This window comes from Daejeonella sp. (genome assembly GCF_036405355.1).
GTDB lineage: Bacteria > Bacteroidota > Bacteroidia > Sphingobacteriales > Sphingobacteriaceae > Daejeonella.
On sequence record NZ_DASWXT010000068.1, the window covers coordinates 1 to 26,816 of the forward strand.

At 38.1% G+C, this 26,816-nt stretch carries 19 protein-coding genes; 2 read left to right on the top strand and 17 right to left on the bottom strand.

Annotation, left to right across the window (positions count from 1 at the left end; genetic code table 11):
- From VGE44_RS08460 to VGE44_RS08485, 6 genes are all read right to left on the bottom strand, one after another.
- On the bottom strand, positions 1 to 1,750 hold a 1,750-nt coding region (locus VGE44_RS08460; RefSeq protein ID WP_331077922.1), incomplete at its 3' end, for a c-type cytochrome domain-containing protein.
- Between the two features lie 20 nt (positions 1,751 to 1,770).
- Positions 1,771 to 2,799, bottom strand: a complete 1,029-nt coding sequence (locus tag VGE44_RS08465) for a hypothetical protein (protein ID WP_331077924.1) — start codon at positions 2,797 to 2,799, stop codon at positions 1,771 to 1,773.
- Between the two features lie 21 nt (positions 2,800 to 2,820).
- Positions 2,821 to 4,272 carry a DUF1501 domain-containing protein gene (locus VGE44_RS08470; RefSeq protein WP_331077926.1) on the bottom strand — a complete coding sequence of 484 codons (1,452 nt, stop codon included), beginning with the start codon at positions 4,270 to 4,272 and terminating at the stop codon, positions 2,821 to 2,823.
- Between the two features lie 2 nt (positions 4,273 to 4,274).
- Positions 4,275 to 6,593, bottom strand: coding sequence for a PSD1 and planctomycete cytochrome C domain-containing protein (locus VGE44_RS08475; protein ID WP_331077927.1), 2,319 nt, complete (start codon positions 6,591 to 6,593; stop codon positions 4,275 to 4,277).
- A 232-nt stretch (positions 6,594 to 6,825) separates the two neighbouring features.
- Positions 6,826 to 6,999, bottom strand: a complete 174-nt coding sequence (locus VGE44_RS08480) for a hypothetical protein (protein WP_331077930.1) — start codon at positions 6,997 to 6,999, stop codon at positions 6,826 to 6,828.
- Between the two features lie 169 nt (positions 7,000 to 7,168).
- Positions 7,169 to 8,449, bottom strand: a complete 1,281-nt coding sequence (locus VGE44_RS08485; protein ID WP_331077932.1) for an acetyl-CoA hydrolase/transferase family protein — start codon at positions 8,447 to 8,449, stop codon at positions 7,169 to 7,171.
- Positions 8,450 to 8,803: 354 nt separating this feature from the next.
- Here VGE44_RS08485 and VGE44_RS08490 point away from each other — a divergent pair, with 354 nt between their 5' ends.
- Both VGE44_RS08490 and VGE44_RS08495 read left to right on the top strand, forming a co-directional pair.
- Positions 8,804 to 12,652 (top strand): two-component regulator propeller domain-containing protein, encoded by a 3,849-nt coding sequence (locus tag VGE44_RS08490; RefSeq protein ID WP_331077934.1) that lies wholly within the window; start codon positions 8,804 to 8,806, stop codon positions 12,650 to 12,652.
- A 43-nt stretch (positions 12,653 to 12,695) separates the two neighbouring features.
- Positions 12,696 to 15,098, top strand: coding sequence for a TonB-dependent receptor (locus VGE44_RS08495; RefSeq protein WP_331077936.1), 2,403 nt, complete (start codon positions 12,696 to 12,698; stop codon positions 15,096 to 15,098).
- A 10-nt stretch (positions 15,099 to 15,108) separates the two neighbouring features.
- Here the strand turns inward: VGE44_RS08495 and VGE44_RS08500 are convergent, their stop codons facing one another.
- The 11 genes from VGE44_RS08500 to VGE44_RS08550 form a co-directional block, all read right to left on the bottom strand.
- Positions 15,109 to 16,275 carry a hypothetical protein gene (locus tag VGE44_RS08500; RefSeq protein WP_331077938.1) on the bottom strand — a complete coding sequence of 389 codons (1,167 nt, stop codon included), beginning with the start codon at positions 16,273 to 16,275 and terminating at the stop codon, positions 15,109 to 15,111.
- 243 nt (positions 16,276 to 16,518) lie between these two features.
- A complete protein-coding gene (locus VGE44_RS08505) occupies positions 16,519 to 17,244 on the bottom strand; it encodes an ABC transporter ATP-binding protein (protein WP_331077940.1) in 726 nt (241 codons plus the stop codon).
- Between the two features lie 32 nt (positions 17,245 to 17,276).
- Entirely contained in the window at positions 17,277 to 18,479 is a 1,203-nt protein-coding gene (locus VGE44_RS08510) for an ABC transporter permease (RefSeq protein WP_331077942.1), read from the bottom strand.
- Positions 18,480 to 18,499: 20 nt separating this feature from the next.
- The gene (locus VGE44_RS08515; RefSeq protein WP_331077944.1) at positions 18,500 to 19,717 is read right to left on the bottom strand and encodes an ABC transporter permease; all 1,218 of its coding nucleotides are present in this window, start codon (positions 19,715 to 19,717) and stop codon (positions 18,500 to 18,502) included.
- A gap of 1 nt (position 19,718) precedes the next feature.
- Positions 19,719 to 20,462, bottom strand: a complete 744-nt coding sequence (locus VGE44_RS08520) for an outer membrane lipoprotein-sorting protein (RefSeq protein ID WP_331077946.1) — start codon at positions 20,460 to 20,462, stop codon at positions 19,719 to 19,721.
- A gap of 119 nt (positions 20,463 to 20,581) precedes the next feature.
- Positions 20,582 to 21,568, bottom strand: a complete 987-nt coding sequence (locus tag VGE44_RS08525) for an MlaD family protein (protein WP_331077948.1) — start codon at positions 21,566 to 21,568, stop codon at positions 20,582 to 20,584.
- 6 nt (positions 21,569 to 21,574) lie between these two features.
- On the bottom strand, positions 21,575 to 22,333 hold the full coding sequence (locus VGE44_RS08530; protein ID WP_331077950.1) for an ABC transporter ATP-binding protein: 759 nt from the start codon (positions 22,331 to 22,333) through the stop codon (positions 21,575 to 21,577).
- A gap of 5 nt (positions 22,334 to 22,338) precedes the next feature.
- A complete protein-coding gene (locus VGE44_RS08535; protein ID WP_331077952.1) occupies positions 22,339 to 23,106 on the bottom strand; it encodes an ABC transporter permease in 768 nt (255 codons plus the stop codon).
- A 146-nt stretch (positions 23,107 to 23,252) separates the two neighbouring features.
- Positions 23,253 to 24,275, bottom strand: a complete 1,023-nt coding sequence (locus VGE44_RS08540) for a metal-dependent hydrolase (protein ID WP_331077954.1) — start codon at positions 24,273 to 24,275, stop codon at positions 23,253 to 23,255.
- Complete coding sequence (locus VGE44_RS08545; protein WP_331077956.1) at positions 24,275 to 25,306, bottom strand: Gfo/Idh/MocA family protein; 1,032 nt, start codon at positions 25,304 to 25,306, stop codon at positions 24,275 to 24,277. Before VGE44_RS08545 ends, VGE44_RS08540 begins: the two co-directional genes overlap by 1 nt.
- Positions 25,307 to 25,377: 71 nt before the next feature.
- Positions 25,378 to 26,730 (bottom strand): DegT/DnrJ/EryC1/StrS family aminotransferase, encoded by a 1,353-nt coding sequence (locus VGE44_RS08550; protein WP_331077958.1) that lies wholly within the window; start codon positions 26,728 to 26,730, stop codon positions 25,378 to 25,380.
- Between the last annotated feature and the right edge of the window lie 86 nt (positions 26,731 to 26,816).

Genomic DNA, 26,816 nt, shown 5'->3' on the forward strand with positions numbered 1-26,816 from the left:
TGGTTCCATTACCTTTATAATTAATATCAGGAATACACAATAAACTAATACTATCAGGTTTGAATGCTGATCTGTAAAAGGTAAAATTGCTGATTTCACTGCTTTTCCATCCGGCTTTATAGGCTTTCGCTCTTATAATAGCATTATCACCGATTAGGATATCTTTATTAAAGACCGGAGATGTCAGGCTGTCAGGGTCTTTACCATCAAGAGTATATCGTATGATTACATCTTTTCTAGGGTGATTTAACTGAACATTTGTCCGGTTCTGGAAGACCCTTGAACTGTTTTTGAGGAAGGGTTTTGATAACTGGATCAGGGTTGTCCCATCATCTTTAAATCCTGTAATAATATTCAGCGAGGTATTCGCTTTCTTTAATTGAAGTATATCCTTTTCAGTGAGTGAAGTGTTCCATACAGATAATTCACGAAGGTTTTTATTGGAAATGAGTGGCAATAACTGCTGAAGTTTGACTTTTGTGCCTGATAACGATAAAACCTGCAGTTTCTTCAAAGCACTCAAATCTTTTAATCCACTGCCACTGATATCGGTAAAATTCAAATCCAGTTTTCGTAATTCCTTCAGTTTAGAAATAAAATCCAAATCCTCATCTTTAACTGGCATCCTGCTTAATCTGAGCGAAACAATCTGCTCCTTAATCTCCGACAATTCTTCAAGAGATTTAGAATTATAGGCGTTCTTGCTGAAAAAACTAACCGATAAAGCCGGTGATTCCAATGAAACAGGACTGACCATCCGATAAAAATTATTCAAATCCTCAATAATTTCTTCATCCGCAGCCGCAAAATCATACTCATCCTCAACTTTAACAGCTGGCTGCAGGCGCGCGGCTGCCAGAATCCGTATGGAATCAGTAGCAGGCAGATCCAGAACCCTCTTTTTGAAATCCGGACGGTCTTTGATCCAGTTAAATAAAATCCTAACCTCCTCCGGACTTAGCTGTGGTTTTCCTGAAGGAGGCATATGCTTTTTATTGCTCATTGGCATATGTATTCGTTCCAATAAAAGACTGACCTGAGGATCTCCGGGAACATAGAGTTTGCCGGTCTTACCACCTTTCATAATTGAGGCAGAATCTGTCAGCTTTAACTTACCTTTTAACTTTTCGTCACTATGGCAGCTAACACATTTCTCCTGAAAAATAGGTTGAATAACATGATCATAAACCAATGCCTGTTCAATAGGCACAAGCTGGCTCTTTGTTACCGGTTCAAGAACAAAATTTTCACCATGTGTAAGCACAGCTCCAAAATGCCCGGCGAGGATAATACTAAAACCTAGAATAATTGCACCGGCTTTAGACACTCCACCTTTGTACCAATTTGAAGCTCTGGAAATAAAAATTAAAGAGGCTAAAAATACAATGCTTACTCCCGACCATTTATGCCAATTCAATACTTCTCCACCCTCATACGAGTCTTCCAGTGACAGAAAAATACCCATAATAACCGTTATTCCTGCTAGCAAAATTCCAGAGAACATAATATTACTCGTGATATTTTGGTAGAAGGCTCTGCTATCCTCTTTAATATTAAACTGCAGGAACTCCATAATAAGAGAAACAAGAAGCAAAACTATTGGAAAATGCAAAAGCATAGGATGCATTCTGCCCAGAGGCTGCAGCCATTGGGGGATGATCAGCTCATTCTCGAAAATCAATAAAAAGACAATCAGGGTATTAAGAAACAGTAAAATATTACCCGAATAAGCTTTCAGATTGATCTTCATATAAATAACAGGATTAGATTTTAGACTCGTTTAAATTTATAAGGGTATACTTTCCCCGATGCCCATTGTGCGACATAGAGATTTTCATCATCATCAACACAAACATCATGCGGGTGAACAAAAATCTTCTCTGCCTGAGTCATGGTCTGCAATTGTGCATCTTTATTATAGATTGGTTCGGTACCACCGATATTAGAAACAACTTTGTTCTCCTTATTCAGAATAGTCACAAAACCAGATCCGGCATTTGCCAAACTTGGGGAGCGCAACACAGCCGCATATAAATTATCATTTTTTATTACCGGACGGCAAACACAAGCACCAGGTAAATTGATAATTTCCTGAAGCTTGCCATCCATTGAGAATCTTTTGAAACAATTACGGGTTCTATCAGTCACCAATAGACTTGGCTGAGCATAACGCCGGTCAATTACTATCCCATGAGCATTGTCCAAATACTCATCTCCGGCACCTCTCCCGCCAAAATGACCCTTCAGTTTACCCGAAGCATCATAATGTAAGATATACTGAGCACCGTACCCATCAGCAACAAAGAAATCACCATTCCTGTCAACAGCTACTTCAGTGGGAACGAATTCTTTTGCATTTTTATAAATCCCAGCGTCCATTGGTACATCAATTGTCATCAATATTTTACCGCTCATTGTGGTTTTATAAACCTGATGTTTTTCAGTATCCGTTATGTAAAGGAACTGAGTACCGTTTTCATCAGCTAAAGTAAGTCCATGACCTCCAGGAAATTCATTACCCCATGACTCGAGAAGTTTACCTGATTTATTATATATCAGAACATTATTTTTGGTTTCATTAGTAAGCAGGATGATTCTTCCCTTTTTATCCTGAACCATTTCATGACAATCTTTAACCGGATATTTTGCTGAATCTAATTGACCCCAGCTCATATCAAGGGTATAACGCATATCGTTGTGACCGTAAACAGGTCCTTTATCAATTGCGAACAAGTCTCTGGTAATTAAAAGACCTGCGGTAAGTCCTGCGGTATTCTTAACGAATTTCCTTCTATTCATAAATTGAATTATACTTTTCTGTTAAGCTAAAATATCATTGATCACCTTGCCCGAAACGTCGGTAAGGCGATATCTTCTTCCAAGGTGTTTAAATACCAATTTTTCATGATCCAGGCCCAGCTGATTAAGGATAGTAGCCTGAAAATCATGCACATGAACAGGGTCTTTCACAATATTATAACCCAGATCATCTGTTTCACCATAAGAAATACCTGGTTTTATTCCTCCACCTGCCATCCAGATACTGAAGCATCTCGGGTGATGATCACGGCCATAATTTTCCGCTGTCCAATTCCCCTGACTATAATTTGTACGTCCAAATTCTCCGCCCCAGATTACCAGAGTTTCATCCAATAATCCTCTTTGTTTCAGATCGATAATTAATGCCGCAGACGCCTGATCTACATCTTTGGCTTGTGAGGCTATTTCTGTAGGTAAATTACCATGATGATCCCATCCCTGATGGTAGAGTTGAACAAACCGAACACCATTTTCCGATAATTTACGTGCAAGTAAACAATTGGCAGCAAAGGTTCCGGGAGTCATTGAATCAGTACCGTATAGTTTGATTATATCATCCGGCTCCTTTGACAGATCCATAATTTCGGGAACAGCTGTTTGCATGCGGTAAGCCATTTCATATTGCTGAATTTTGGTACTTATCTCGGGATCACCAAACTCTTCATAAGAAAGCTGGTTTATTTTGGAGATCTGATCCAGAAACTTCCTCCGCTCAAACTTATTCATCCCATCAGGATCATTTAAATAAAGTACTGGATCGTCTCCACTACTGAATTGAACTCCCTGATGTATTGAGTCGAGAAAACCACTAGCCCATAACTTAGAATAAACACCCTGACTATTACCTTTACCTCTTGAAAGTAATACCGTAAAAGAAGGGAGATTTTTATTTTCACTTCCAAGGCCATAGCTTAACCAGGAACCCATACTTGGTCGATTTCCCTGCTGTGCACCTGTTTGAAAAAAGGTTAATGCCGGATCATGATTAATTGCCTCTGTATGCATCGATCTAATGATACAAATATCATCTACAACTTTTGCTGTATATGGAAGCATGTCGCTTATCCAATTTCCCGATTCGCCATATTGCTTAAAATTGGCAAAAGAACCTACCATAGGGAAGGATTTCTGATTGGCTGTCATACCGGTCAGACGCTGATTACCCCTCACAGAAGATGGAAGATCCTGACCTGCTAAATCTCTTAATTTGGGCTTATAATCAAACAATTCAAGCTGTGAAGGTGCTCCATTCTGAAACAGATAGATTACCCGTTTGGCTTTAGGCGCAAAATGAGGAATACCGGGAGCAAATCCGGAATCAGCAGAATCACCGGAAAAAAGATCCGGCACCAATAGTGAACCTAAAGCAGCACTTCCAAGTCCGAGACTTAGTCGGGACAGGAAGCGCCGCCGGTTAAAGTTTAATCCATGTTCCAGAAAATCTTTTTGCATGATTAAGTTTTTGTAATGGTTTCTTCAAGATTATATAAGGCCGATATAACCTGCATCCAGGCAGCTACAGAACTTTTATTCAGGTTTTGAGGCAATGGATACTCTCCCACCGAAAGGAGGCTCTCAGCACGATTTTTTTGCTTCTTAAATACATTGAGCTGATCGGAATAATAAGAGCTAAGAACTTCGATTTCCTTTTCACTTGGTTTTCTGCAAACTATTAAACGAAAAGCCCTAATTACCTTTTCTTTAGCTTCTATAGGTTCCCTGTCAAGTTTAGCAGCCAGGACCCTTGATGCTTCAAGTACAGTCGGATCGTTCATCATGATCAAAGCCTGAAGCGGAGTATTGGTTTTCAATCGGTTTACTTCACATTGATCCCTGTTACTTGCGTCAAAAATACCCATAACTGGTGGTGGAACAGTGCGTTTTACAAAAGTGTACATCCCCCTTCGGTAAAGATCCTGATCGTGATCCTGTTTATAATTTCTCAATATCCCACGTCCTGAACTTGCAGTTTCCCATAGTCCCGGAGGTTGATATGGTTTTACACTTGGACCTCCTATGGTTTTAACCAGCAAACCGCTGCTTGAAAGAACCAGATCCCTCACAAGCTCAGCTTTAATACGGTACCGTGGTGCCCTCGAAAGAAATACATTTTCAGGATCTGCCTTTAATTTGTCAGGACTTATAATGGCTGATTGCCGGTAGGTTGCCGACATAACCATCTGTTTAACAAGGCGTTTCACATTCCAGCCACTATCCATGAAATCAACCGCCAGCCAATCCAGCAGTTCAGGATGTGTAGGCAATTCCCCCTGCATACCAAAATCACCGGATGTTTTCACAATTCCGCGTCCGAAGATTTCCTGCCAGAGTTGATTTACAAAGACTCTGGCTGTAAGCGGATTGCGTTTATCAAATAACCATTGTGCAAGTCCAAGCCTGTTCTTAGGGTATTTCGGGTCAAAGCTCAAAATGGATTCAGGTGTACCTGCCATTACCTCTGCACCGGGAGCATCATAAGCACCACGATCAAGTATAAAAGTTTTTCTTAAGGTATCCCGGTCACCCATAACCGATACGATCAATTTGTTAGTGTCCTGTTTGTTGATAAACTTCAGTATCTTATTGACCTCATCATTACTGATCTCAATCATTGGTTTTTTGGCATAAGTCTCCGGTCCGCCAACAGTTGATTCTATACCAACTTCCTTCACGTTATTAAAGAAAGAATAGAGCTGATAATAGTTCTTCTGAGAGAATGGATCATATTTATGGTCGTGGCATTGAGCACACTCCATTGTAACTCCAATCAGGGCTTTTGAAAACGTATTGGTTCGATCAATCACATATGAAACACGATATTCTTCATCAACAACACCACCCTCCTCGGTAATTTTGTGATTCCGGTTAAAACCAGTAGCCAGAATCTGCTCCTTTGTGGCATTTGGAATCAAATCGCCGGCAAGCTGATAGGTTATGAATTTATCATATGGGAGATTTTTGTTAAACGAATAAATTACCCAGTCCCTCCATGGCCATTGGGAACGGTAACTATCATCCTGAAAACCATGTGAATCAGCATAGCGGGCAACATCAAGCCAATGTAAAGCCATTTTTTCCCCGTATGCCGGACTTTTCAACAACTGATCTACGAGCTTTTCGTAAGCCGCAGGGCTATTATCCTCAAGAAAATCATCCATTAAATCCAATCCAGGCGGCAAGCCAGTCAGGTCCAGGCTTAAACGCTTTAATAAATATTCTTTTCGAGCCTCCGGATTTGGAGTCAAACCTTTTTGTTCCAGCTTACTTAAAATGAAATAATCAATTTCATTTTTAACCCAGTCCTTTTCTTCGGGTTCAGGCAGAGGTGCTTTCTTTGGTTTTACGAATGACCAATGAGTTTCATATTTTGCTCCCTGATCTATCCATTTTTTAATCAGCTTAATTTCATTGGATGATAATTTCAGATTAGATGATGGGGGCGGCATCATTATCGTCGTATCTTTTGTTGAAATCCGGAGGAAAACCTCAGAGAGCTCTGGTTTACCCGGAACCAGAGCATGGGCACCAGGATTTTCTTTCAAGGCTTTATAAGCACTTTCTTCATTATCAAGCCTAAGACCAGCTTCTCTTTTATTTCCATCCGGACCATGACAGGAAAAACACTTATCCGATAAAATCGGTCTAATGTCAAAATTGTAACTTATTTTCTCAGGAATATGTACTTCTGCCTTTTCTGTAGCAGTATTGCACCCCTGAATGCTATAGAGAATTATTGCGATAATAAGAACTAAAAGCGGAACCCTTTTATTCATAATTTTACAATTACCCAATGACTGGTTGAATTTGGTATATCTAATATAAGAATACCTGCGGATTACCAGAATCAATTTTTTATTCAAAAATATGGATGCTGGCAATAGAAGAATTTACAACTGAATTGTTCAGAAAAACAACAGGATATTTCTTGAGATTGAAAATTTTGACTATGCCAGTCTTTGTTAAGCATCAAAAGTTGTTCAATATCGAGTTTCAGGTATTAAGGAATTACATATCCTTAAAGGTAGTTCCTGCTGCAAGAGCAATAAAACCAATTAGCAATAAGCTATAGTTATGCTCAGTCAGAAACGGGACATTAGTGTAATGACCGATTATTCCTAAAATTCCACATATTAATCCGATAATCCAGGTTATTTGCTTTGGAGCTGAAGGTGCTTTCATAATACTTTTTTTTAGAATTGAATGAGCAGAGTTTTGTGTGGTTTAGTAAATATATCATTTAAAATCAGATTGTTGTGATTCTAAACGAAATACTTCGATAATCATCTTTCCGGAATCATAAGAAATTAAAAGCATGATTCAACCTTTTGATAAATCCGGATTTCTCAGTTCATCTCTTATCAAATCGCTTGATCACCTCTTTCTCCAGCCATTCCCTATGAATAGGATGTGCGATTGCGATCAATGCCATCGCCCGCTGTCTTAAATTCTTTCCAAAAAGATAGGCCACACCATATTCTGTCACAACATAATGAACATGTGCCCGTGTGGTAACTACCCCAGCTCCTTCTTTCAGAAATGGAACTATTTTAGATTCACCGGTTTTTGTGGTAGAAGGCATGGCAATGATTGGCTTCCCCCCTTCAGATAAGGCAGCCCCTCTCATAAAATCTATTTGTCCCCCTACCCCTGAATACTGATAAGTGCCGATTGAATCGGCACATACCTGACCGGTTAGGTCAATTTCTATTGCAGAATTAATAGAAACTGCTTTAGGATTCGAACGAATCACTTTGGTATCATTCACATAATCAATCTCGAGAAATACTACCTGCGGATTATCATCAACAAAATCATATAAATTTCGGGTACCAATCGCAAAACCAGTTACAATCTTTCCACGGTGCTTTTTCTTGAATTTATTAGTAATAACGCCAGTCTCCACAAGAGGAATTACGCCATCAGAAAACATTTCAGTATGAATTCCGAGATCCTTATGATCTTTAAGACATGATAGGACAGCATCTGGTATTGCGCCAATGCCCATTTGAAGAGTTGACCTGTCTTCAATCAGTTCAGCACAAAATCTGCCTATGGTCATGGCTGTCTCATCAACTCTGTTTCCATAATTCACTTCAGGTAAGGCTTCATCCACACTCACCAGAGTATTAATTTCACTGATATGAATGATTCCATCTCCATGGGTACGTGGCATTTGTTTATTTACCTGTGCAATAATATATTTTGCGTTTTTTACCGCAGATCGGGCAATGTCCACCGAAGTGCCAAGTGAACAGAAACCATGTTTATCTGGCTCTGATACATGAATGAGTGCAACATCCAAAGCAAGAATACCTTTATCAAATAAAATAGGTATCTCGCTCAGGAACACAGGAATATAATCACCATTTGTACCGTTGACGATCTGCCTGACATTTTGAGAAACAAATAGGGAATTCATGAAAAAACTAGCTCCGAAATCTGGATTGTTAAACAAATCATCCCCAAGGGTAGTAATGCTCACTAATTCAACATCTTTTAATTCTGCACTTCTTTTGAAAAGTGCCCTCAACAGGCTTGTGGGTGTTGAGGCACTTCCATGCACAAAAACCCTTTGCCCGCTTTTTATTTCTTTAACAGCATTTTCAGCTGTGCTGTAATTGACTACCATCTTTATGATTTCAGACTTTTAAAATTATTTCTGGAAGTTAATCAATCCTGCTTTAAATCATGAAATACAATAAAATATAAACCAAATTGATCAATACAAGGAGTCTAATTGGAGCTTAAAAGAAATCAGATTAAATTACAGTAATCAGAGGGGATAAGTTTACACAAAGTGGGGAAAAAAGTACCCAATTTCGTCTTTAAAAACTGCCACAGCAGGAATAATAAAAATCACTTTAAATTAAAATCACTTATTGATGTACGAAATATAATTAAACACGGGTTAAAATGAACATTAGTAATCGAATGCCCTATGAATCAGTAGGCTAAGGCATAGATATTGAGTTTATTAAGGCTGATGCGAAAGAAGAACTACTATTTATTCATTTTTTTAATTGTCTTTTCGGCGATGAAGGTTTTTTCTCAAAAACCGAAGTTCAACCTGAGCAAGCTAAATAGTACCAACGACATTTCACAACACACCATTCTGAGTATTCATAAAGATAAATTTGGCTTCATTTGGTTCGGCACACAAGATGGTTTGAACCGATATGATGGGTTTAAGTTTGACGTCTATAAATACTCCGATAATAATAAACATTCCCTACCCTCAAACTATATTCAAACAATAAGCGAAGATAAAGATGGTAACCTGTGGCTTGGTACAAGAACCCATGGCATCAGTAAATTCAGGAGATCTGACCGAATTTTTATTAATTACAGGCATGATTCAAAAGTAAAAGAATCATTAAGCAGCAATAAGATCAACCATGTTTTAGTAGATAAAAAAGGAAATCTTTGGGTAGCTACCAATAAAGGTTTAAATCTGTTTAACAGAAAAACAGAAAGATTTAAGCACTTTTTTCATAATTCATCAGATAAAAATAGCCTTAGCAGTTCCAATATAATTTCCATTTATGAAGATTCGGGGAATAATTTATGGGTTGGGACAGATAATGGGCTGAATCTTCTTAATTCAGGAAGTGGAAAATGGACCAGATTTTCTGATAAACGCCCAGGTCGTCAGAACAATAATTATATCAACACTATTATTGAGGATAATCAAAAGCAATTATGGGCAGGAACTTACGAAGGCCTGAATCTGATAAATAAGCAGAGCGGTGAATTTACATACTTTGCCATTGATCCGGAAAAAAATTCTTCTTACGATGTCAATCCTGTGTTTACGCTTGCTACCGGAACTAAAAATAAGTTATGGATAGGATCAAACACTACACTTCAATTATTTGACACTGAACTAAAAAAGAAGGTTAATATTGCGGATAATCAACAAATACAGAGTTTAATTCCTGATGATGGTATTTACTCACTTTTAAATGATAGTTCAGGCATTTTATGGGTAGGAACCTCAAGTCATGGGGTTTTAAAGTATGACAGAAATTTATCCTATTTCATACCATTTAAATATTCTCCTGACAATACGCCCACCGCAAAAAACATTATCAGAGGAATATCAGAAGATAAAAAAGGAAACCTCTTTCTGGCCACAGATGCCGGTCTGGATTATTTTGACCGTTCGACCAATACGATACAAACTTATAAACACGATATAAAAAAGCGTGGCAGCCTGGCAAGCGATTATACCAGCCAGGTTTTAGTAAACAAAGCCAATACAGGTGTTTGGGTTGGTACAGCATCTAACGGACTGGATTATCTTGATCTTAATACCCGACAATTTAAGCACTTCAAAGCCGGAAAAGGTGACTATACGATCAATAATAATGGAATATATGCTTTACTGGAGGACAGAAAAGGCAGGATCTGGATTGGTACTGATGGTGGTGGAGTTAATGTTTACGATCCCGCAAGTAAGAAATTTAAAAAATACACTCAGGATGATAAAAATCCAGCAACTATATCTGATAACAGCATACAATATTTATTTGAAGATAAAGGAGGCAGGATCTGGGTATCGGGTTATAGTAATGGGCTGAGCATTTTTGATCCGGAAAATCAAACCTTTTCCTATTTAAATAGCTCAAACAGCAGGATAAACAGTAACATAATCAGTACCATACACGAAGACAGAAAAGGTAATATATGGATTGGGACCATGGAAAGAGGGCTCAACAAATATGATATAAAAGCGGGAACCTTTAAATCTTATAATGAAGATAATGGCCTGATTAATAATACCATCAATTTTATCACTGAGGATAACAAGGGTTTTATCTGGATCAGCACTAACAGCGGTGTGGTCCGCTTTGACCCAGAAATGGAAAGCTACCAAAATTTCGGAAAATACAATGGTTTGAAAAGTCCGGAGTTCAATATGGCATCAGGGGTGAAATTAAAAAGTGGAGAAATAGCTTTAGGAAACATTAATGGATTTAATATTATTGACCCTGATGGACTCCACTCGAATAAAAATAAGCCAAAAGTAGTTCTTACTTCTCTTGAAATACTCAATAAGGTTGTTCCCATTGGAGCAAATAATTCTCCATTGAAAGAAAGCCTGCTTATAGCGGATGAAATTACACTTGAACACGAGCAATCTGTTTTTACATTATCATTTGCAGCCCTCGACTTCTCAGTTCCTGAGGAAAATAATTATGCATATAAACTGGAAGGCTTTGATAAAAACTGGAATTTTGTGGGTAAGGGACGAAAAGCAACCTATACCAATCTAGATCCAGGAACCTATGTGTTCAAAGTAATTGCATCCAATAATAATAATATCTGGAATTCAGAAGGAGTAAGTTTACGGATAAATATTACTCCGCCTTTCTGGATGACATGGTGGTTCAGAATGTTAGCTGTGGTGATATTAATCGGCTTAGTATATCTGCTATTCAGGTTCAAAATGAGAACAGTACGAAAGCAGAAAGCGGAGTTAGAAATACTTGTTAATGAAAGAACCTCACAAATATTAAATCAAAGTAGTGATGTAGAGAATCTAAACCAGGAACTTCAGAAACAAACGGAGATTCTGCTGGAACAAAAGAATCAGGAATATAATGCTCGTCTGCTTGCAGAAGAGATGAAAAAAGAAGCTGAACGGGCTAATCGTGCTAAAAGCACATTTTTAGCAACAATGAGTCATGAAATAAGGACACCCATGAACGGTGTACTTGGAATGGCCACTCTGCTTTCTGAAACAAGGCTAAATCATGAGCAGCTAGAATATACAAAAGCCATTAAACAAAGTGGAGAGTCATTATTGAGTATTATTAATGATGTACTTGATTTCTCAAAGATTGAATCCGGAAATATTGAATTGCAGGACCATAATTTCACTCTCGAAAAATGTATTAACGACGTATTCAGCTTATTTCAGCCAGGTATAACTAATGATAGGGTAATCATGCGATACATCATTGATGATAATGTTCCTAAATATATTATCGGTGATAGTTTACGGATTCGTCAGATATTAATTAATCTGGTGGGAAATGCTGTTAAGTTTACTGAATCAGGAGAAATAATTGTTCATGTACGCGAAATTAATTCTAAAACGGAGGGTATCAAACAACTTGAATTTATAGTAAGCGATACCGGTATTGGAATTCCTGAAGAGCAACATTCAAATTTATTTAAGGCTTTTCATCAATTGGATTCGTCGATTACAAGACAACATGGAGGAACCGGTCTTGGATTGGTTATCTGTGAACGACTAATTAGAATGATGGGTGGTACAATTCATATAGACAGTAGTAGAGGGGCTGGGACAAGGGTAAGTTTCACTCTTAATTATAAAGTTGGAGAAACCAAAGAAAATGGGTTGACGGCAAGTTTAAAAGAAACAGAAAGGGTATTGAATGAACGTGATAAACTAATCAATCCCAATTTTGCATCAGAACACCCCTTTAATATTCTGGTTGCGGAAGACAATCAAATGAATCAAAGAGTTATCCTCAGGGTATTGAAGAATCTTGGGTATGCCCCTGATCTGGCGAATGACGGCTTAGAGGCATTGAAAATGATGAAACTTAAGCACTATGACCTGATATTAATGGATATACAGATGCCAAATGTAGATGGTCTGGAAGGGGCAAGAATGATTAGAAAATTATATGGAAAAAGCCCCGCAATACTCGCATTAACCGCAAACTCAGGAAATGAAGACCGGGAAGCCTGTTTAAATGCCGGAATGAATGAGTTCCTTACAAAACCGATTGATGTGAAATTACTTATCCACCAACTTCAGGAAATTTACAGAAGTAAAATACAAAAGGTATCTGCCTAATTACCTGATTTCTTTAAATTCGAAGCGCGAAACAGGCTTTCAGATGCCTGACATTTATATGAGACCAATTCTATTTGCCCTCGCGCTGATCCTTCTTATTTTCATAGCAAATGCCCAGGAAAACAGAGCAATTATTACCGGAAAGATCATAGATTCCAATGGTTTGGGTTTGTCTCATGTACAAATAGTTCTGGAAGGGACAAATCAAGGAACAATTACAGATGAAAGTGGCCATTATTTATTAAAGGCGGAATCGGGCAAGTATGTACTAATCATAAAATCAATTGGATATATTACCGAAAAGCGTCCGATTATTCTAATTTCCGGTAAAACTTCCATCCTGTCTTTAAGTCTTTCAAAAGACATCTATGCATTGCAGGAGGTCATTGTTTCAGGTTTAAAGTTAAAAAGTGCTACCGCGACTAAAACCCTGATGGAATTGCAGGATATTCCTCAATCTATAATGGTTTTAGGGCAAAAAATGATTAAACAACAAGCTGTATTTGATTTGAGTACCCTGAGCAGAAATATAAGCGGTCTTAACTTTACAGGAAATTATAGTGGTGCAGGTTCTTCTCAGTTTTTCAATGCACGGGGATTTGATCTGAATGATTCACAAAATTACAGGCTGAATGGAATTATGATCTGGAATCTGGGGAATAATTATTCTGACAATATTGAGCAGGTAGAATTTCTTAAAGGACCATCCTCTATCCTATTCGGAGATGCAACACCCGGAGGAGTAATCAATTTCGTGACAAAAAAACCGCTCCCGGAATTCATGAGCGAGCTAAGTTTCAAAACAGGATCATGGGGATTATTAAGACCTTCCCTGGATATCACAGGACCGCTTAACAAACGAAAATCGCTCAGGTACCGTCTGAATACCAGCTTTGAACAAATGAACAGTTTCAGGGATTTTGTTTCGTCAAAGCGCTCATTTATCGCTCCTGTGTTAAGCTGGGATATCAATAACAAATTGTCACTAAACTTAGAAACTGTTTTTAAAACATCAGAAGCTGTTGATGATGCCGGATTAATTTCACCAGATGGTACAATCAGCGGACTGAAAAATTTGAGGCCGGATCTATACCTTGGGGATGCGGGCAGAAAGTATCTCTACAGTGATCAGACCAGTTTTTTAACCGCAAAATATGACCTCGGTAAAACATGGAAGATCAAAGGATCCGGCTTTTATGGTCTTACCAAAAACCGGCCTTTTGGATTATGGTTTGACCAGCCTGATAATCAGGGAAATTTTGCCAGAAGAGCTTATGGTTATTATCAGCGTTCGGGCAACGGATCAGCATCTGTTGAAGCTAATGGAGAGTTTTATATGGGAAGCATTAAACATAACCTGTTAATTGGTGCTGAACTCCAATCCACAAGATACCGATATACCAATGAAGGAGCATTAAGTCTACTGGATACCAGTAATTTGTTTAAACCCAAAATGAATAGTATACCTGAACTAACACCTGCAGAAAAGCCATACAGGCCGTATGTCTCCCTAATTACCAGGAGTGGAATTTATCTTCAGGATCAACTGATGCTTTATAAGGATAAACTTCAGTTTTCAGCAGGCATTAGAGCAGGTAAAACCAGACAGGGTAACCATTATTTTCAAGATCTGCTGGGAGGCACCGATTTTGAAGGATATGTTGATAATATTATTAGTAAGAACGTAATTAGCCCAAGACTTGGCCTGCTTTATAAAACAAACCAATGGACCTCGATATATGGCTCATGGTCAGAGGGGTATGAGATAAATTCGCCTGATATTTTTGCAAAAAATTTTCTGAAATTTGCCAGTCCGCCTGCAACTATCAGCAACCAACTGGAGTTTGGAATTAAAACCAATATTTTAAAGAATAAACTTGGATTAAGTCTGAGTGTCTTTGAAATCAATAAGCACAATCCTTATGGCTATGTTTATCTGGATCCGGTTAATCCCAATTACGACGAATACAATGTTTATTATGAGGGGCATCACCGAAGCAGAGGATTGGAAGCTGATATTGATGGTAAACTTTCCTCATCAATTACATTAACGGCCGGAGCAGCCTATAATATTACCAGTGTTATTAATGATCCCGGTTATCCGTCTGGAAATTTACTACCAAATGCTCCCAAATACAGCACAAACATCTGGTTAAATTATGAGTCTCAAATAATATTAAAGGGTCTTACAGCTGGTGCAGGTTGGTTTTATAAGGACAAGTTTTATTCAAGTATTTCCAATGACCCTAAGCTGCTTATTCCGGCAGGATACACAATGGATCTTGCGCTTGGTTATAAGTTTAAGAAGCTGGGTGTACAGTTAAATGTGATGAATTTTACAAACCGGGTCAATTATCTTAATCCCTGGCAATTTAATTTATTTGAGGTGAGGCCATTGCGGCAGTTTATTCTTACGTTTAATTATAAGATTCAAAAACAGGATTAAGTAAATCAAACTAAAAATTTAATTTCATTCTCAATATTCCCTGATGATTTACAGCTTCATAATTATTGTTCAGTTCTGAAAAATAGGATTGCCACACGATACTGAGATCCAGGTTTGTTGCAAGACTATATTGTATAGATGGATAAATAATTGCCATTTTATTTCCCGGGGCATATAACAGGCTGATGTTTGCTGACATGAGCGGGTTAATTTCTTTAATGGTACTGAGTATTAAGTTCCATTTCGTTGGCATCAAATTCTCTGGTGAAAGATTCAAATTAATATTAGTCCAGTCATTTACAGGTTTTGATAAGCCATTGCTATTAAATAATGTTCCTAAACTTATATACCATCCATTATTGAACATATAATCACTTTCAAGTAAAATATTCAAAAGCCCCTTTGAGTGCTGATTAGCTGCAAAATATTGGATCTCTCCTTTAAAACCTGCATCTCCAACATAGCCGGCCCATCCCGTTCCCAGGCTAAGATGATTCTTAAATATTCCACCAATAAACTGAATATCATAATTTCCTCTATTTACAGAATATTTAAAAGCAGCTATATTCCCTTGTTTTCTGCCAGTGTTTGCGTAAGCAATTTCAATATTAGATGAATTATTAATTATATAACTGGCTCTTGCCCCATCAATACCTGCCCGTTCCTCATAATCGAAATCTAGAAAATTATAGGCATTGAAAATATCATTGGGATTCCAGGTTGTGGTAATTCCCCAGTTTATACGCTGCCTTCCTATTCGCACATTTAGGTTTTTATTCTGATAATCCATATTCAAGCGCTCGAAATTACTGTGTAATACCATACTACTACTTAATTTCCAGTATCTCTGCATATTGATCAGTTCATTCACATTTCTTAAACTTTGAGCGAATGCAGGCACTTGTTTTACATCATCACCCGAAAACAGACGGGTCCTTAACTCAGCAGTGGCAGTCAGATTATCTGAAATTAACCACTTCAAATTCAGCCGGTTGTGAACCATATTAGTTGCATCCCAATCCGAAAAATCCTTATCAGTTCGCAGTGTCTGAAGATCCTTAATATATCCATTGAACAGAAATTTTGTAGCATGTTCACTGGTTACAGTCGTACTATCCTGTCCAAAAACATGAGATGATAAAATAATAAACCCAATTAACTGAAAAAGCCTTTTCATTAGTCTCCAGGTTGATTTTTTTTCGACAATAAGCCCTTCCGGATTAAACTGGCCGGTGAGGCTTGCATGAACCCTTATCAATTTATTTTGGAAGTATAAGGTCAGCCTGCGGCATTAAGGCTTGTACTAATTTCATTCCAAGTTTAAGAATCCGTGCTATTCAGAAGAATGAAAGACATCCTTCTGAGCATATTGCTAAATTATATTTAAGCATTTATTATAGTTCATGAACAGTCAATGTTATTAATTTTCAGATTTGTAATCATCTTTGTGGCTTGTTGACACCTCTGCAGTATCCTTCACTATTCTTCCGTCAACCAAAGTTATAACCCTTCTCGCCCTATCAATAACCCGCTGATCATGCGTTGAAAAAAGGAAGGTAATATTTTCATCCTGGTTTAATCTGGCCATAATATCCAATAGATTGGATGCAGATTTGGTGTCAAGATTTGCAGTAGGCTCATCTGCAAGAATAAACTGGGGCTTGGAAGCCAATGCTCTCGCAACTGCTACTCTTTGTTGTTGGCCTCCGGATAACTTTGATGGTCTTTCATTCAGCTTTTCCATCATCTCTATCTGCAAAAAAAGCTGCTTTACCCTGGCTTCACGATCTTCCTTCTTTATTTTTTGAAGCTGCATAATAAACTCTACATTTTCTTTTGCGGTAAGTACAGGGATTAGATTAAACGACTGGAAAACGAAGCCAATATTTCTAAGTCTGAAGTCAATCAGTTTATTAGCTGATAATTTAGTGATGTCCTGCCCATTGATATAAATACTCCCCTCATCAGGTTTATCCAGACCTCCTATCATATTTAGCAAAGTGGTTTTTCCTGAACCCGAAGGACCAACCAGGGCTGTAAACTCTCCTCTTTTCAGATGAAGGTGAACATTATTGACTGCATAAACAGGAATTGTATCTTTATTATAAACCTTGCTGATATTATGGGCATCTATGACGGTATCCATGTCTGATTTTTTAAAGTTCAATATAAAACCAATTATCTTCTCAATGCTTCTACTGGTTGTAAACGCAAAGCCTTCAACGCCGGAAACAAACAGGATAGCAATGCTGTAAGAAATACAATTAAAAACACATCCAATATCTTATCAGCCGGAAACTCAGGAAAAATAATAGAACCGAATCCAAAACTGTTCATCATTTCATTGCCCATTCCGGACAGATCCAACCCTTTCTTTTGAAAGTAAGAAATAATGCCCCAGGCAGAAAAAATTCCGATTGGAGTACCTGCAAAAGTCAGAATAAAGGTTTCAAGAAGAACCAAAAAAAATATCTTAATCCGGTTTGTTCCTAAAGCCAGCATCATCCCGATTTCCTTCGTTCGTTCAAGAATAGCCATCAGCATGGTGTTTACTATACCAAAGGCAAGTGCCAGCATGATAATAATCATGATGATATAGGAATACTGATTAGTCGTTTTAACCAATAGGTTTGTCTCAGGAGAAACCTCCTGCCAGGTTTCAATTTTAAGATCAGGAAACTGTCTACTTAGCTGTTCCTTAAATGCATCAAGATTCCCATCCTGCACAAGGATCAAAACAATTTCATGAAAAGATTGCCCGATATTAAGCATACTGTTCAGTGCTTTCATGGTGACATAAACATTCCTTTCATCCAGCGGAGAATTGTCACTCCGGTAAATAGCGCATACGCGAAAGGCACCCGAAACTATTTCGCGGCTGGAATCGGTGAACGTCAGCACCAATCTGGAACCTATTTTTAGTTTAAGTTTATCAGCAAGCTTCTTACCAATTATAATTTGATTTTTCTTCTCCTGATCAAAGACTTTCCCATCTATTATCTTTTTTCTGAGTTGAGATACAAGGTATTCCTGCACAGGAATAACTCCATTGATTTGTACACCAGCACTTCCACTGGCTGAGCTAAGCATACCTGTACTAATACTTCTTGGGACAGCTAATTTAATCCCTGTAATGGAAATGAGACTTTTTAATACTTGCTGTCCGTTCTTTATGGTCAATTCAGGTTCATAATCATTTTTAAATTCCGGATGATGCATTTGCAGGTGACCAACCTCTGCATCAATAACCGTGCGCACCCTGCTATCCATCATACCCTGATAGAGAGAAAGAATGGCAATTCCTGAGAATAAGCCAAGTGCAATGGATAGCATGATTACAATACTCCTGGTTTTATTGCGCCATATATTACGCCATGCCATTATCAATATCATATATCCTCCTATCTTTTCATTGAATTAACCGGATCCAGACGAATAATTTTAAATACAGGATATAAGGAAATTACAATACCGATAGCCAGTACAATCAGTCCCTGTTCCAGAAAGATGAAAAAATTAGTCGAGGTAGGAAATATGGCTTCAAAACCAAATTGCTCATATGCCTTTGCTGCATCGCCGCCCAACTTAACGGGATTTACTTTCAAATAATAAACTAGCGGAACGCTGAATAACAAACCCAGCACACATCCTGAAAATACAGTAAATACCGATTCGATAAGTAGAAGAATAATTAGTCTGGTCTTCTTCATACCAATAGCCACCAGCATGCCCAGTTCGAACTTCCGTTCCTCCATCATCATGAGTATAGTGCCAAAGATCCCGAAACAAATGAGCAGGTATAAAATACCCAGGATATATTTTATATTCTCAGAATCTGTCTGAATATGCTGTTTGATATCGGGCATCATCTCCTCCCAGGTCATTACTTCAAAACTGTCGTTTAAATTTAGCCTTACCGATTCTGCACTTGAATTTAGATCTTCAGTATCCTTAAGAGACAGAATATAGGACGTAATGATATCATAGGCCTGAAACAGGTCCTGACTTGCAGCCAGGGGCAAAAACAGAGTCTTGTCGTTCAGATCAGGTGAACCAAATCTCAAAATCCCTTTAACCGGGTATTTACCTGCAGCAGTAGCACCATGATAGCCCTGTCCAAGCAGAACTATAGTATCATTAAGGTTTAATTTCAATCGGTTAGCGAGCCCTTCTGAAAGCAAGACGGCAAAATCATTACTTTTCAGATATTGGCCTTTGGTAAGCTTGCTTTTAAGTGAGGTTATCACATTCTCTTTGTCAGGGTTTATACCAACAACAAGGCAACCCTTGGTCAGTTCCCCGGAAGAGGCAAGTGCAAAAGATTCGAGTCGGCCTGTTACTGAACTGATATTGGAATACTTCAGAATTGTGGATTCTGTTTCTGCTGAAGATTCAAAGCTGTTATCCAGAATCTGTTCATCCCAATAGCCTTTCTTATGAACCTGAACATAGCCGCTGTAAAAACTAACGACATTCTTGACCAGATTATTAAAAACACCCTCCTGCAGACTATTTGCCAGAACCGATAACATAACGGCAAAAAAAATGGCTGCCATCGTAATAAATGTACGGTTGCGATTTCGCCAGATATTTTTCCATGCCAATCGGATCAACCACATATTATTTCAGGGTTTTCATTTGCGCAACCGAAAAGAAATCTTCGGCAATGGGAATATTATATTCAACTTTTTCATAGATCATTTCTGTTTTTTGCCCCTTTTTGTCAGATGGAATCATTTCGAAGCGAGTGGGAATAATGCGGTCGTGCATCAATTTTATATCATAGCTGTTCATTGTGTTGATCAACTCCCCTTCTTCGTCATAAAAACGGCTATGAAGTTCAAGAAAATCCTTCTTATCTATACAGAGTATCACTTTGCTCCAGATAACTGCGGCTTCGGCTTTGGGAATCATCTGAATGATATAGCAGTTCCTTTCGCGGATCAGGGTATCCCCTATAACCTTGTGATTATAATCCTCAACTATGGACGATTCCCTGACCAGATCATCATTAGTAAAATCAGTACCCATCCAACTTTGACTCATCATTGAAGGGGGAAGCTTAATGTTTCTCTCAAGGGTTGGCAGCCAGTTCCATACCTCTTTTTTCTTCTTAAGAAATGAAATTCCCTTATCCCTAATCGGTTCTTGAACAAGAATCATGGCCAGATCATTGCCCTTGAGCCATAATTTGCAATGCATTTCCCTTGTCCAGGTTGGACGGATAGTTTTAACTACTATCTCAGCCTTCAAGGTGTTGCCGCGCATTTTATCGTCAGCTTTTTTTACTATTTCGCGGGCGCTATCTGCCTGAAAGACATATAAAATAAGGAAAACGAAACTATAGAAGGTGTGAATTATCATTTCTTATGATTCTGATTATATTGATTATATGTTAAAATATATGCATTGTTATAATCATTAAGGAAATCTGGATCACCTTGCCAAAATCAGAAACAGGGAATTGTAATCAGTGCTCTTTACTATGGTTTTTTGGCCTGATTATTCCTTTCCTGCCTTCTAAAATAACCCCTCAATAGAAAACTGCTCTTAAGTGCTTCCATGTTTTGATTGAAACCATCAGTCCCCTTCCGGAGATTATCAATGCTTGTGTTAAGGTTCTTTACCATTACAGAGTCCTTAAGAAATGCATTTGCAGGCCCTTTACCTGAATTTAAATCCTGCTGAATACCTTTTACAATAGTTCCAATATCATTGGTTAATCGATCTGCCTGGCTACCGACTTTATTCATTTTAAGAACAGCTTCATTGAGGTTATATGCAAACGCAGTATCTTTTAAAAGCATCCCTACAGAGCCTTTTCCAGCCTTCATATCAGCAATAATGGTGTGCAGATCATCAGCCATCATACCGGCCCTGGATGTAGTTAAACGAAGATTTGCTGCGGATTGGCGAATTTCGTTAGGGAGTGCGTCATCATTAAGTAATTCCCATAATGCAGTACTGCTATTGACCCGCTGCACTGTAATCTTTAATCCGGAAACAATTTCTGAAATATCATTGTTTGTGTTTGACAATTTTTGGAGAATTGCATCGGTATCAATTGGTCTTTTAGAGAAAATAACATCCCCTTCCTGAGCAAGTTCGGCATGTTCCTTACCGGGAACGATATTGATAACCTTGTTACCGACAATACCATCAGTCCCGATCGAGGCAATCGCATCTTTACGAATAATATCCTGCATTTCAGTATCAATCATCATAGAAACCTCAATTGTGGTATCATTAACAATTTTTATATTCTTAACTGTACCAGCCTGAATACCTGAATAACGAACATTATTCCCGGGAATCAATCCCTGTACATTTTCAAATTTTGCTTTTAACAAGTAGGTAGAACCAAAAATGCTTTTATTTCTTCCGATCATAAAAAGCAGCAGGATAAGAAAGGCCAGACCACTAAGTACAAAAACACCCAGTCTAACATTATTTACAATTTTTTTTGCCATAAAAATCTATTCAAAAAACAGTTTCACCTTTGGATCAACTGATTGTGTTATTTCTTTATAAGTACCATTCGCATAACACATTCCATCAATCAGCATCACAACCCGGTCACTTGCCATACGAACACAATTCATATCATGTGAAATAATCAATGATGTAGTTTTATACTTTTGCTGTATTTCTACCATCAGTTCGATGATTTCTTTACTTGTTATGGTATCCAATCCCGTTGTAGGTTCATCGTAAAGGATGATCTCCGGTTTTAAAATCAATGTTCTGGCCAGTGCGACTCTTTTCCTCATCCCACCTGATAATTCTACTGGCATCATATCAATGGTATGTGCAAGCCCAACATCTTCCAAAGCGCTAATAACCATTTTATCTACTTCTTTTTGGCTAATTTCCAGCCAGTGCCTTCGCAATGGAAATTCCAAATTCTCCCTTACAGTCATTGAATCGTATAAGGCATTACTCTGAAAGAGAAAACCCACTTTCGCTCTGATCTGATCCAATTCGTCATGGTCCAGATCAGGAATATTATGACCAAAAACACGAATACTACCCTTATCAGGTTTTATCAATCCAATAATGCACTTAATGAGCACCGATTTTCCTGAACCCGATTTGCCTAAAACAACCACACTTTCCCCCCTGACCAGTTCAAGATTAAAATCCTTCAAAACATGATTATCAGCAAAGGATTTATACAATCCTTTGATAATCATTACTTTGTTTGATTTTATATCTAGTTTTAATTCAGAGTGCATATTTATTAATAACCCAAAATATCAGTAACCTGAACAGCCAACAGATCGATCACAAAAATGATTACAGAAGAAACGACTACTGCTGAATTAGCAGAACGTCCTACCCCCTCTGTACCCTTACTGCTGTTATATCCTTTGTAACATCCTATAATTCCTACAGCAAATCCAAAAAAGAAACTTTTTGTAAATGCAGGCAAAACATCACCAAATACCAGGTTATCAAAAACCTGTGTCCAATATAAAATGAAGCTTGTTTTTGAGTGAATATTAACTCCCAGATAGGCACCGTATAATGAAATTGCATCACCCAGCATAACCAGCACAGGAAGCATCAAAGTACAGGCTAAAACCCTGGTTGCAACAAGATACTTGAAAGGATTGGTACCACTTACTTCCATTGCATCAATTTGTTCGGTAACCTTCATTGATCCAAGTTCAGCACCTATGCTGCTACCTATCTTTCCGGCGAATATCAAGGCAGTAATTACGGGACCTACTTCCCGTACAACAGCAATTGCAACAATTGCAGGCAACTGGGCTTCCACACCATAATCTGCCATCGATGGCCTAAGCTGCATGGTTAAAACCAGCCCCATAATAAAAGCTGTAAGACCTATCAGTGGCAGTGATTTATAGCCAATTACATAACATTGCTTTAAAAATTCAGAAAATTCAAATGGCGGATTCAATCCATGCCTGAAAAAGCGCTGAGCAAATCTGAATAACTCACCATTCAGGGTTAAAAATGATTTTAAATCCGACTTTAATGACATACCATTTAATGATACAAAATACTTATTATTTACAAAACTAATTGATTGTGAAAATGATCTGCCTGACAGATGTCAATTAAAAAACTGACTGAACTCATATTTTTCATGAATTAGCCTTTGATTGTGTGTAATCACAAAGCCGGAATCTATTTAACCTGATTCCCTTTAACCCTTTCTATGAGTGCTTTGGCGGTTTGAATGTTCCAGCCATCAAACCGGCCTCTTTGCACAACCAATTCATTATCTTCAGGATGCTGCAAATAATAATGAAAAACAAATTTTCCCTTCGGATTATACCATCCTACAATCTGACCAAAACGCAAATCGTTAAAAACCAAACTATCTCCATGATGTTCAACGGTATAAAATTGTTTTGAAAAACGGATTAATTTATGGAGGTCAGGATGATCTATTACTGGCTTTAAGAGTGAGTCATTTCTTGGAAAATACTGAAATTCCATCGATTTGCTATTATCAAACAAAGAACGAAAACCAACGTGATAGCCTTTGTTATCACCTGCTACCACATACCAAAGCCAGTTCTGTAAGGGAGCAGGCGTTGTAAAATACCGGGTATAGGAAATTTTCTTCTCCTCCAGAATCCTCCTGATATCATTATCTATTACCGCTTTATTAAACAGACAATAGATAAGGTATAAGGAAGACATTCCGATCCCAAACCTCCACCAAATTCTTTTTTGTTGATCTTTCCCAGCTTTTAAAAACAAGAGTGCTAAAAAAGCAATACCAGGCCAGATTGAAAAGAAAGGATCAGCTACATAAATTGCATTAAAAGATATTCGCTTATGGCTAAATGGCTCGAACCATCCAACACCATAATTATTGAATGCATCAATGAAATCGTGAATAAACACCAGAGAAGTAAAGAACAGAAACCACTTTAATAAACTAATATTATGGGGACGATGCCAGCGTTCAGCGAGCAATGCTAAAATTAGTCCGGATATTAAACAGAATAGAAATGAATGGGTAAATCCGCGATGAGCCAGTAAATTAGATGAGGTATCCATCCAAAATGAGGCTAAAAAATCAATATCAGGGATACTCTGAGCCAGTGCCCCCCAAAGCATAGCCTTCCTCCCTAATTGTTTACCGGCAAAGGCTTCACCCATGCATGCACCGAGGGCAATATGAGTGATAGAATCCATTAATTTGAAACTTTTATACTTACCGTGGTCCCTCCTTTGTCCTTACTTTCATCAGCAGCTTCCATAAATGCAATTATTTCCAATGTTTCTTCCTGATTCACAGGTGCTGTTCCTGTTTCAAAAAACATGATAATTTGTTCAAGCAAAGGGTCGTAACCCTTAAATTCGCCTAAAGTAAGGTTTGCCTTTTCACCAAAAACGGTTCCTCCAAAATCACTTGCAGCTACTTTCCCTCCATAATTATAATTGCCGTTGCGCGTACCTCTAAAACTTCCGAGTCTTCCATCTTCCCAAACACCCACCACAATATCAGTGTCTTTGGTATGTATTCTGGTCACCTTTTTACAGCCTGTACCCATTATGGTAAATAATAGCTCGACACCATGAATACCATACCAAAATAAATCTGGATGTGTCTTTTCTATAATTGCCGGACTAAAAGTTTCGGCTCCTAGCACTTTGCCAATTTTCCCAAGCTTAATTTCAGAAATACCTGTAATAAATCTTAAAGATGAAGAAGAAAACACAGGCGTTTTGTATTGTTTCGCCGCAGCAAAAATTGCTTTTGCATCTGCCAGAGATGTGGCGATTGGTTTATCAATGAATACCGGTTTACCTGCTTTTAATACCTGTATAGCCTGGTCAAGATGTAAACGTCCGTCATTGGTTTCCAATAGAACTACATCTACTTTCTTTAACAGATCAGCAATAGAGGGAACAATCTCTACTCCCATCTTTTTTACTTCTTCGGTATATCCCGGAATTCTTTCAACACTGGTAATGATGTCATTACTGCCTTTAGGATATGCAGCAACAATTTTATAGCCTTTATAAACGGCAGCGGCATCTGTGGCATTTAATGTTTTGGTAAATGCTACAGAATGTGAGGTATCTAAACCGATAATACCGACTCTTTTACCTGTTATAAGGGCTGATTTACCATAAAGTGAACTTATATTTCCATAAATACCTAAACCCGTACCAGCCAGAGCAGACATCTTTATAAAATTTCTCCGATTGTAAGTACTCATAAGAATCTATATTAAGCTTGAATCTATATTAAGCTTGTTTGTATACTATAGCTTCAAAGCAAGATAATAAATTATAGTTTATCTCTGTTCTCATAAACTTTCATGATCGCATTGACAACATCATCCATATCCTGTGTGCTGCCCAGTAAAGATGCAACTCCTTCAAGTACCACCATTTCCTCATTACAGACTAAATCACAAACTGGCATTTGCATTTCTTCCTTGTAACGTTTAAGCCGGGCTGCTGAATACAATGCCTTGTATTCTCTTAATCCGATAATTTCGTCCACCCATGGCTCAACATGAAAACCTCTGGCAATGTATGGGCTCAGATTAATCCCTTCTGCAGATAGTGCTTTCAGAAATTTACTTCTGTCGGCATTGTTAAAATGCTCTTTCCGATAGCTCATTGCATATTTATAATAGCCGGAACTTTCGGTTCCAGGATACTTTTTTTGAGGAACCAGTCCGGGAAAACCCTTAAGCTTAGCATCCAGATAAGCTGCATTTGCATTACGCTTATCAAAACGCTCTCTGGCACCGGCAATCTGCCCCATCAGCACTGCACCTTCGAATTCATTCATACGGTATTTAGGTCCAATTGTCACATTAAAACCTTTACGATTGGTACCGTGATTCTGGACTGTATAACATCTGTCCATCAAAACCTCATCATTTCCAATGATCGCACCACCTTCTCCACAGGATATCTGCTTGCTGGCCTGAAAACTAAAACAGCCTAAATCACCAATGGTTCCCAATTGCTTACCCTGATATTTTGCAAAGTTTGCCTGACAGGCATCCTCAATTACTTTCAGATTATGTTTTCTGGCAATAGCCATAATACGCTCCATATTGCAGGGCATACCCATAATATGAACGGGAATAATAGCTTTCGTGTTCTTATTAATCTTCTTTTCTATCTCATCAGGATCAAGCTGGAATGAATCTCTGTCCAGATCTACCAATACTGGTAAGGCCCGGCTCGTTAAAATAGCTGAAACCGTCCCGAAATCACTGTATGGTGAAGTAATGATCTCATCTCCGGGTCCAAAATCCATGGCCTCAACTGAAGTCGCGAGTGCCTGAGTTCCCGATCCTGTTCCAATACAGAGCTTGGTACCCATCAAACGGGCATATTCCTTCTCAAAGGTGGCCACAGTTCCGGCAGGTGATTGAATGCGGCTCCAGATCCCACTTTTGGTTGTTTTCACAACCGAGTCAATTAGTTTCTCATCGGCAATCATTGCAGGCCATTTAGGCCAGACCTTTATTCTTACCGGTGTTCCACCATGTATAGCCAGTTTCCCGGTGTTTCGTGAGGTATTTCCAAAGGCAGGAATCACGTTGGAAAAAGCAGTTGCAACGGTAGTTGCCGTAACTGCAGTAATAAAATTTCTTCTAGTTAAGTCGTTTAATTTCATATAGTTAGATTTATCCAGATGTCTGGGATGAATATAATTTCAGAACTATTCTTCAACTCAAAATAGCTTTTAAGTTAAAATATATC

Bases quoted from the DNA above. Each gene is read 5' to 3' on its own strand.
- VGE44_RS08465 (WP_331077924.1), bottom strand. From the start codon at position 2,799: ATGAATAGAAGGAAATTCGTTAAGAATACCGCAGGACTTACCGCAGGT.
- VGE44_RS08470 (WP_331077926.1), bottom strand. From the start codon at position 4,272: ATGCAAAAAGATTTTCTGGAACATGGATTAAACTTTAACCGGCGGCGC.
- VGE44_RS08475 (WP_331077927.1), bottom strand. From the start codon at position 6,593: ATGAATAAAAGGGTTCCGCTTTTAGTTCTTATTATCGCAATAATTCTC.
- VGE44_RS08480 (WP_331077930.1), bottom strand. From the start codon at position 6,999: ATGAAAGCACCTTCAGCTCCAAAGCAAATAACCTGGATTATCGGATTA.
- VGE44_RS08485 (WP_331077932.1), bottom strand. From the start codon at position 8,449: ATGGTAGTCAATTACAGCACAGCTGAAAATGCTGTTAAAGAAATAAAA.
- VGE44_RS08490 (WP_331077934.1), top strand. From the start codon at position 8,804: ATGCGAAAGAAGAACTACTATTTATTCATTTTTTTAATTGTCTTTTCG.
- VGE44_RS08495 (WP_331077936.1), top strand. From the start codon at position 12,696: ATGCCTGACATTTATATGAGACCAATTCTATTTGCCCTCGCGCTGATC.
- VGE44_RS08500 (WP_331077938.1), bottom strand. From the start codon at position 16,275: ATGAAAAGGCTTTTTCAGTTAATTGGGTTTATTATTTTATCATCTCAT.
- VGE44_RS08505 (WP_331077940.1), bottom strand. From the start codon at position 17,244: ATGGATACCGTCATAGATGCCCATAATATCAGCAAGGTTTATAATAAA.
- VGE44_RS08510 (WP_331077942.1), bottom strand. From the start codon at position 18,479: ATGGCATGGCGTAATATATGGCGCAATAAAACCAGGAGTATTGTAATC.
- VGE44_RS08515 (WP_331077944.1), bottom strand. From the start codon at position 19,717: ATGTGGTTGATCCGATTGGCATGGAAAAATATCTGGCGAAATCGCAAC.
- VGE44_RS08520 (WP_331077946.1), bottom strand. From the start codon at position 20,462: ATGATAATTCACACCTTCTATAGTTTCGTTTTCCTTATTTTATATGTC.
- VGE44_RS08525 (WP_331077948.1), bottom strand. From the start codon at position 21,568: ATGGCAAAAAAAATTGTAAATAATGTTAGACTGGGTGTTTTTGTACTT.
- VGE44_RS08530 (WP_331077950.1), bottom strand. From the start codon at position 22,333: ATGCACTCTGAATTAAAACTAGATATAAAATCAAACAAAGTAATGATT.
- VGE44_RS08535 (WP_331077952.1), bottom strand. From the start codon at position 23,106: ATGTCATTAAAGTCGGATTTAAAATCATTTTTAACCCTGAATGGTGAG.
- VGE44_RS08540 (WP_331077954.1), bottom strand. From the start codon at position 24,275: ATGGATTCTATCACTCATATTGCCCTCGGTGCATGCATGGGTGAAGCC.
- VGE44_RS08545 (WP_331077956.1), bottom strand. From the start codon at position 25,306: ATGAGTACTTACAATCGGAGAAATTTTATAAAGATGTCTGCTCTGGCT.
- VGE44_RS08550 (WP_331077958.1), bottom strand. From the start codon at position 26,730: ATGAAATTAAACGACTTAACTAGAAGAAATTTTATTACTGCAGTTACG.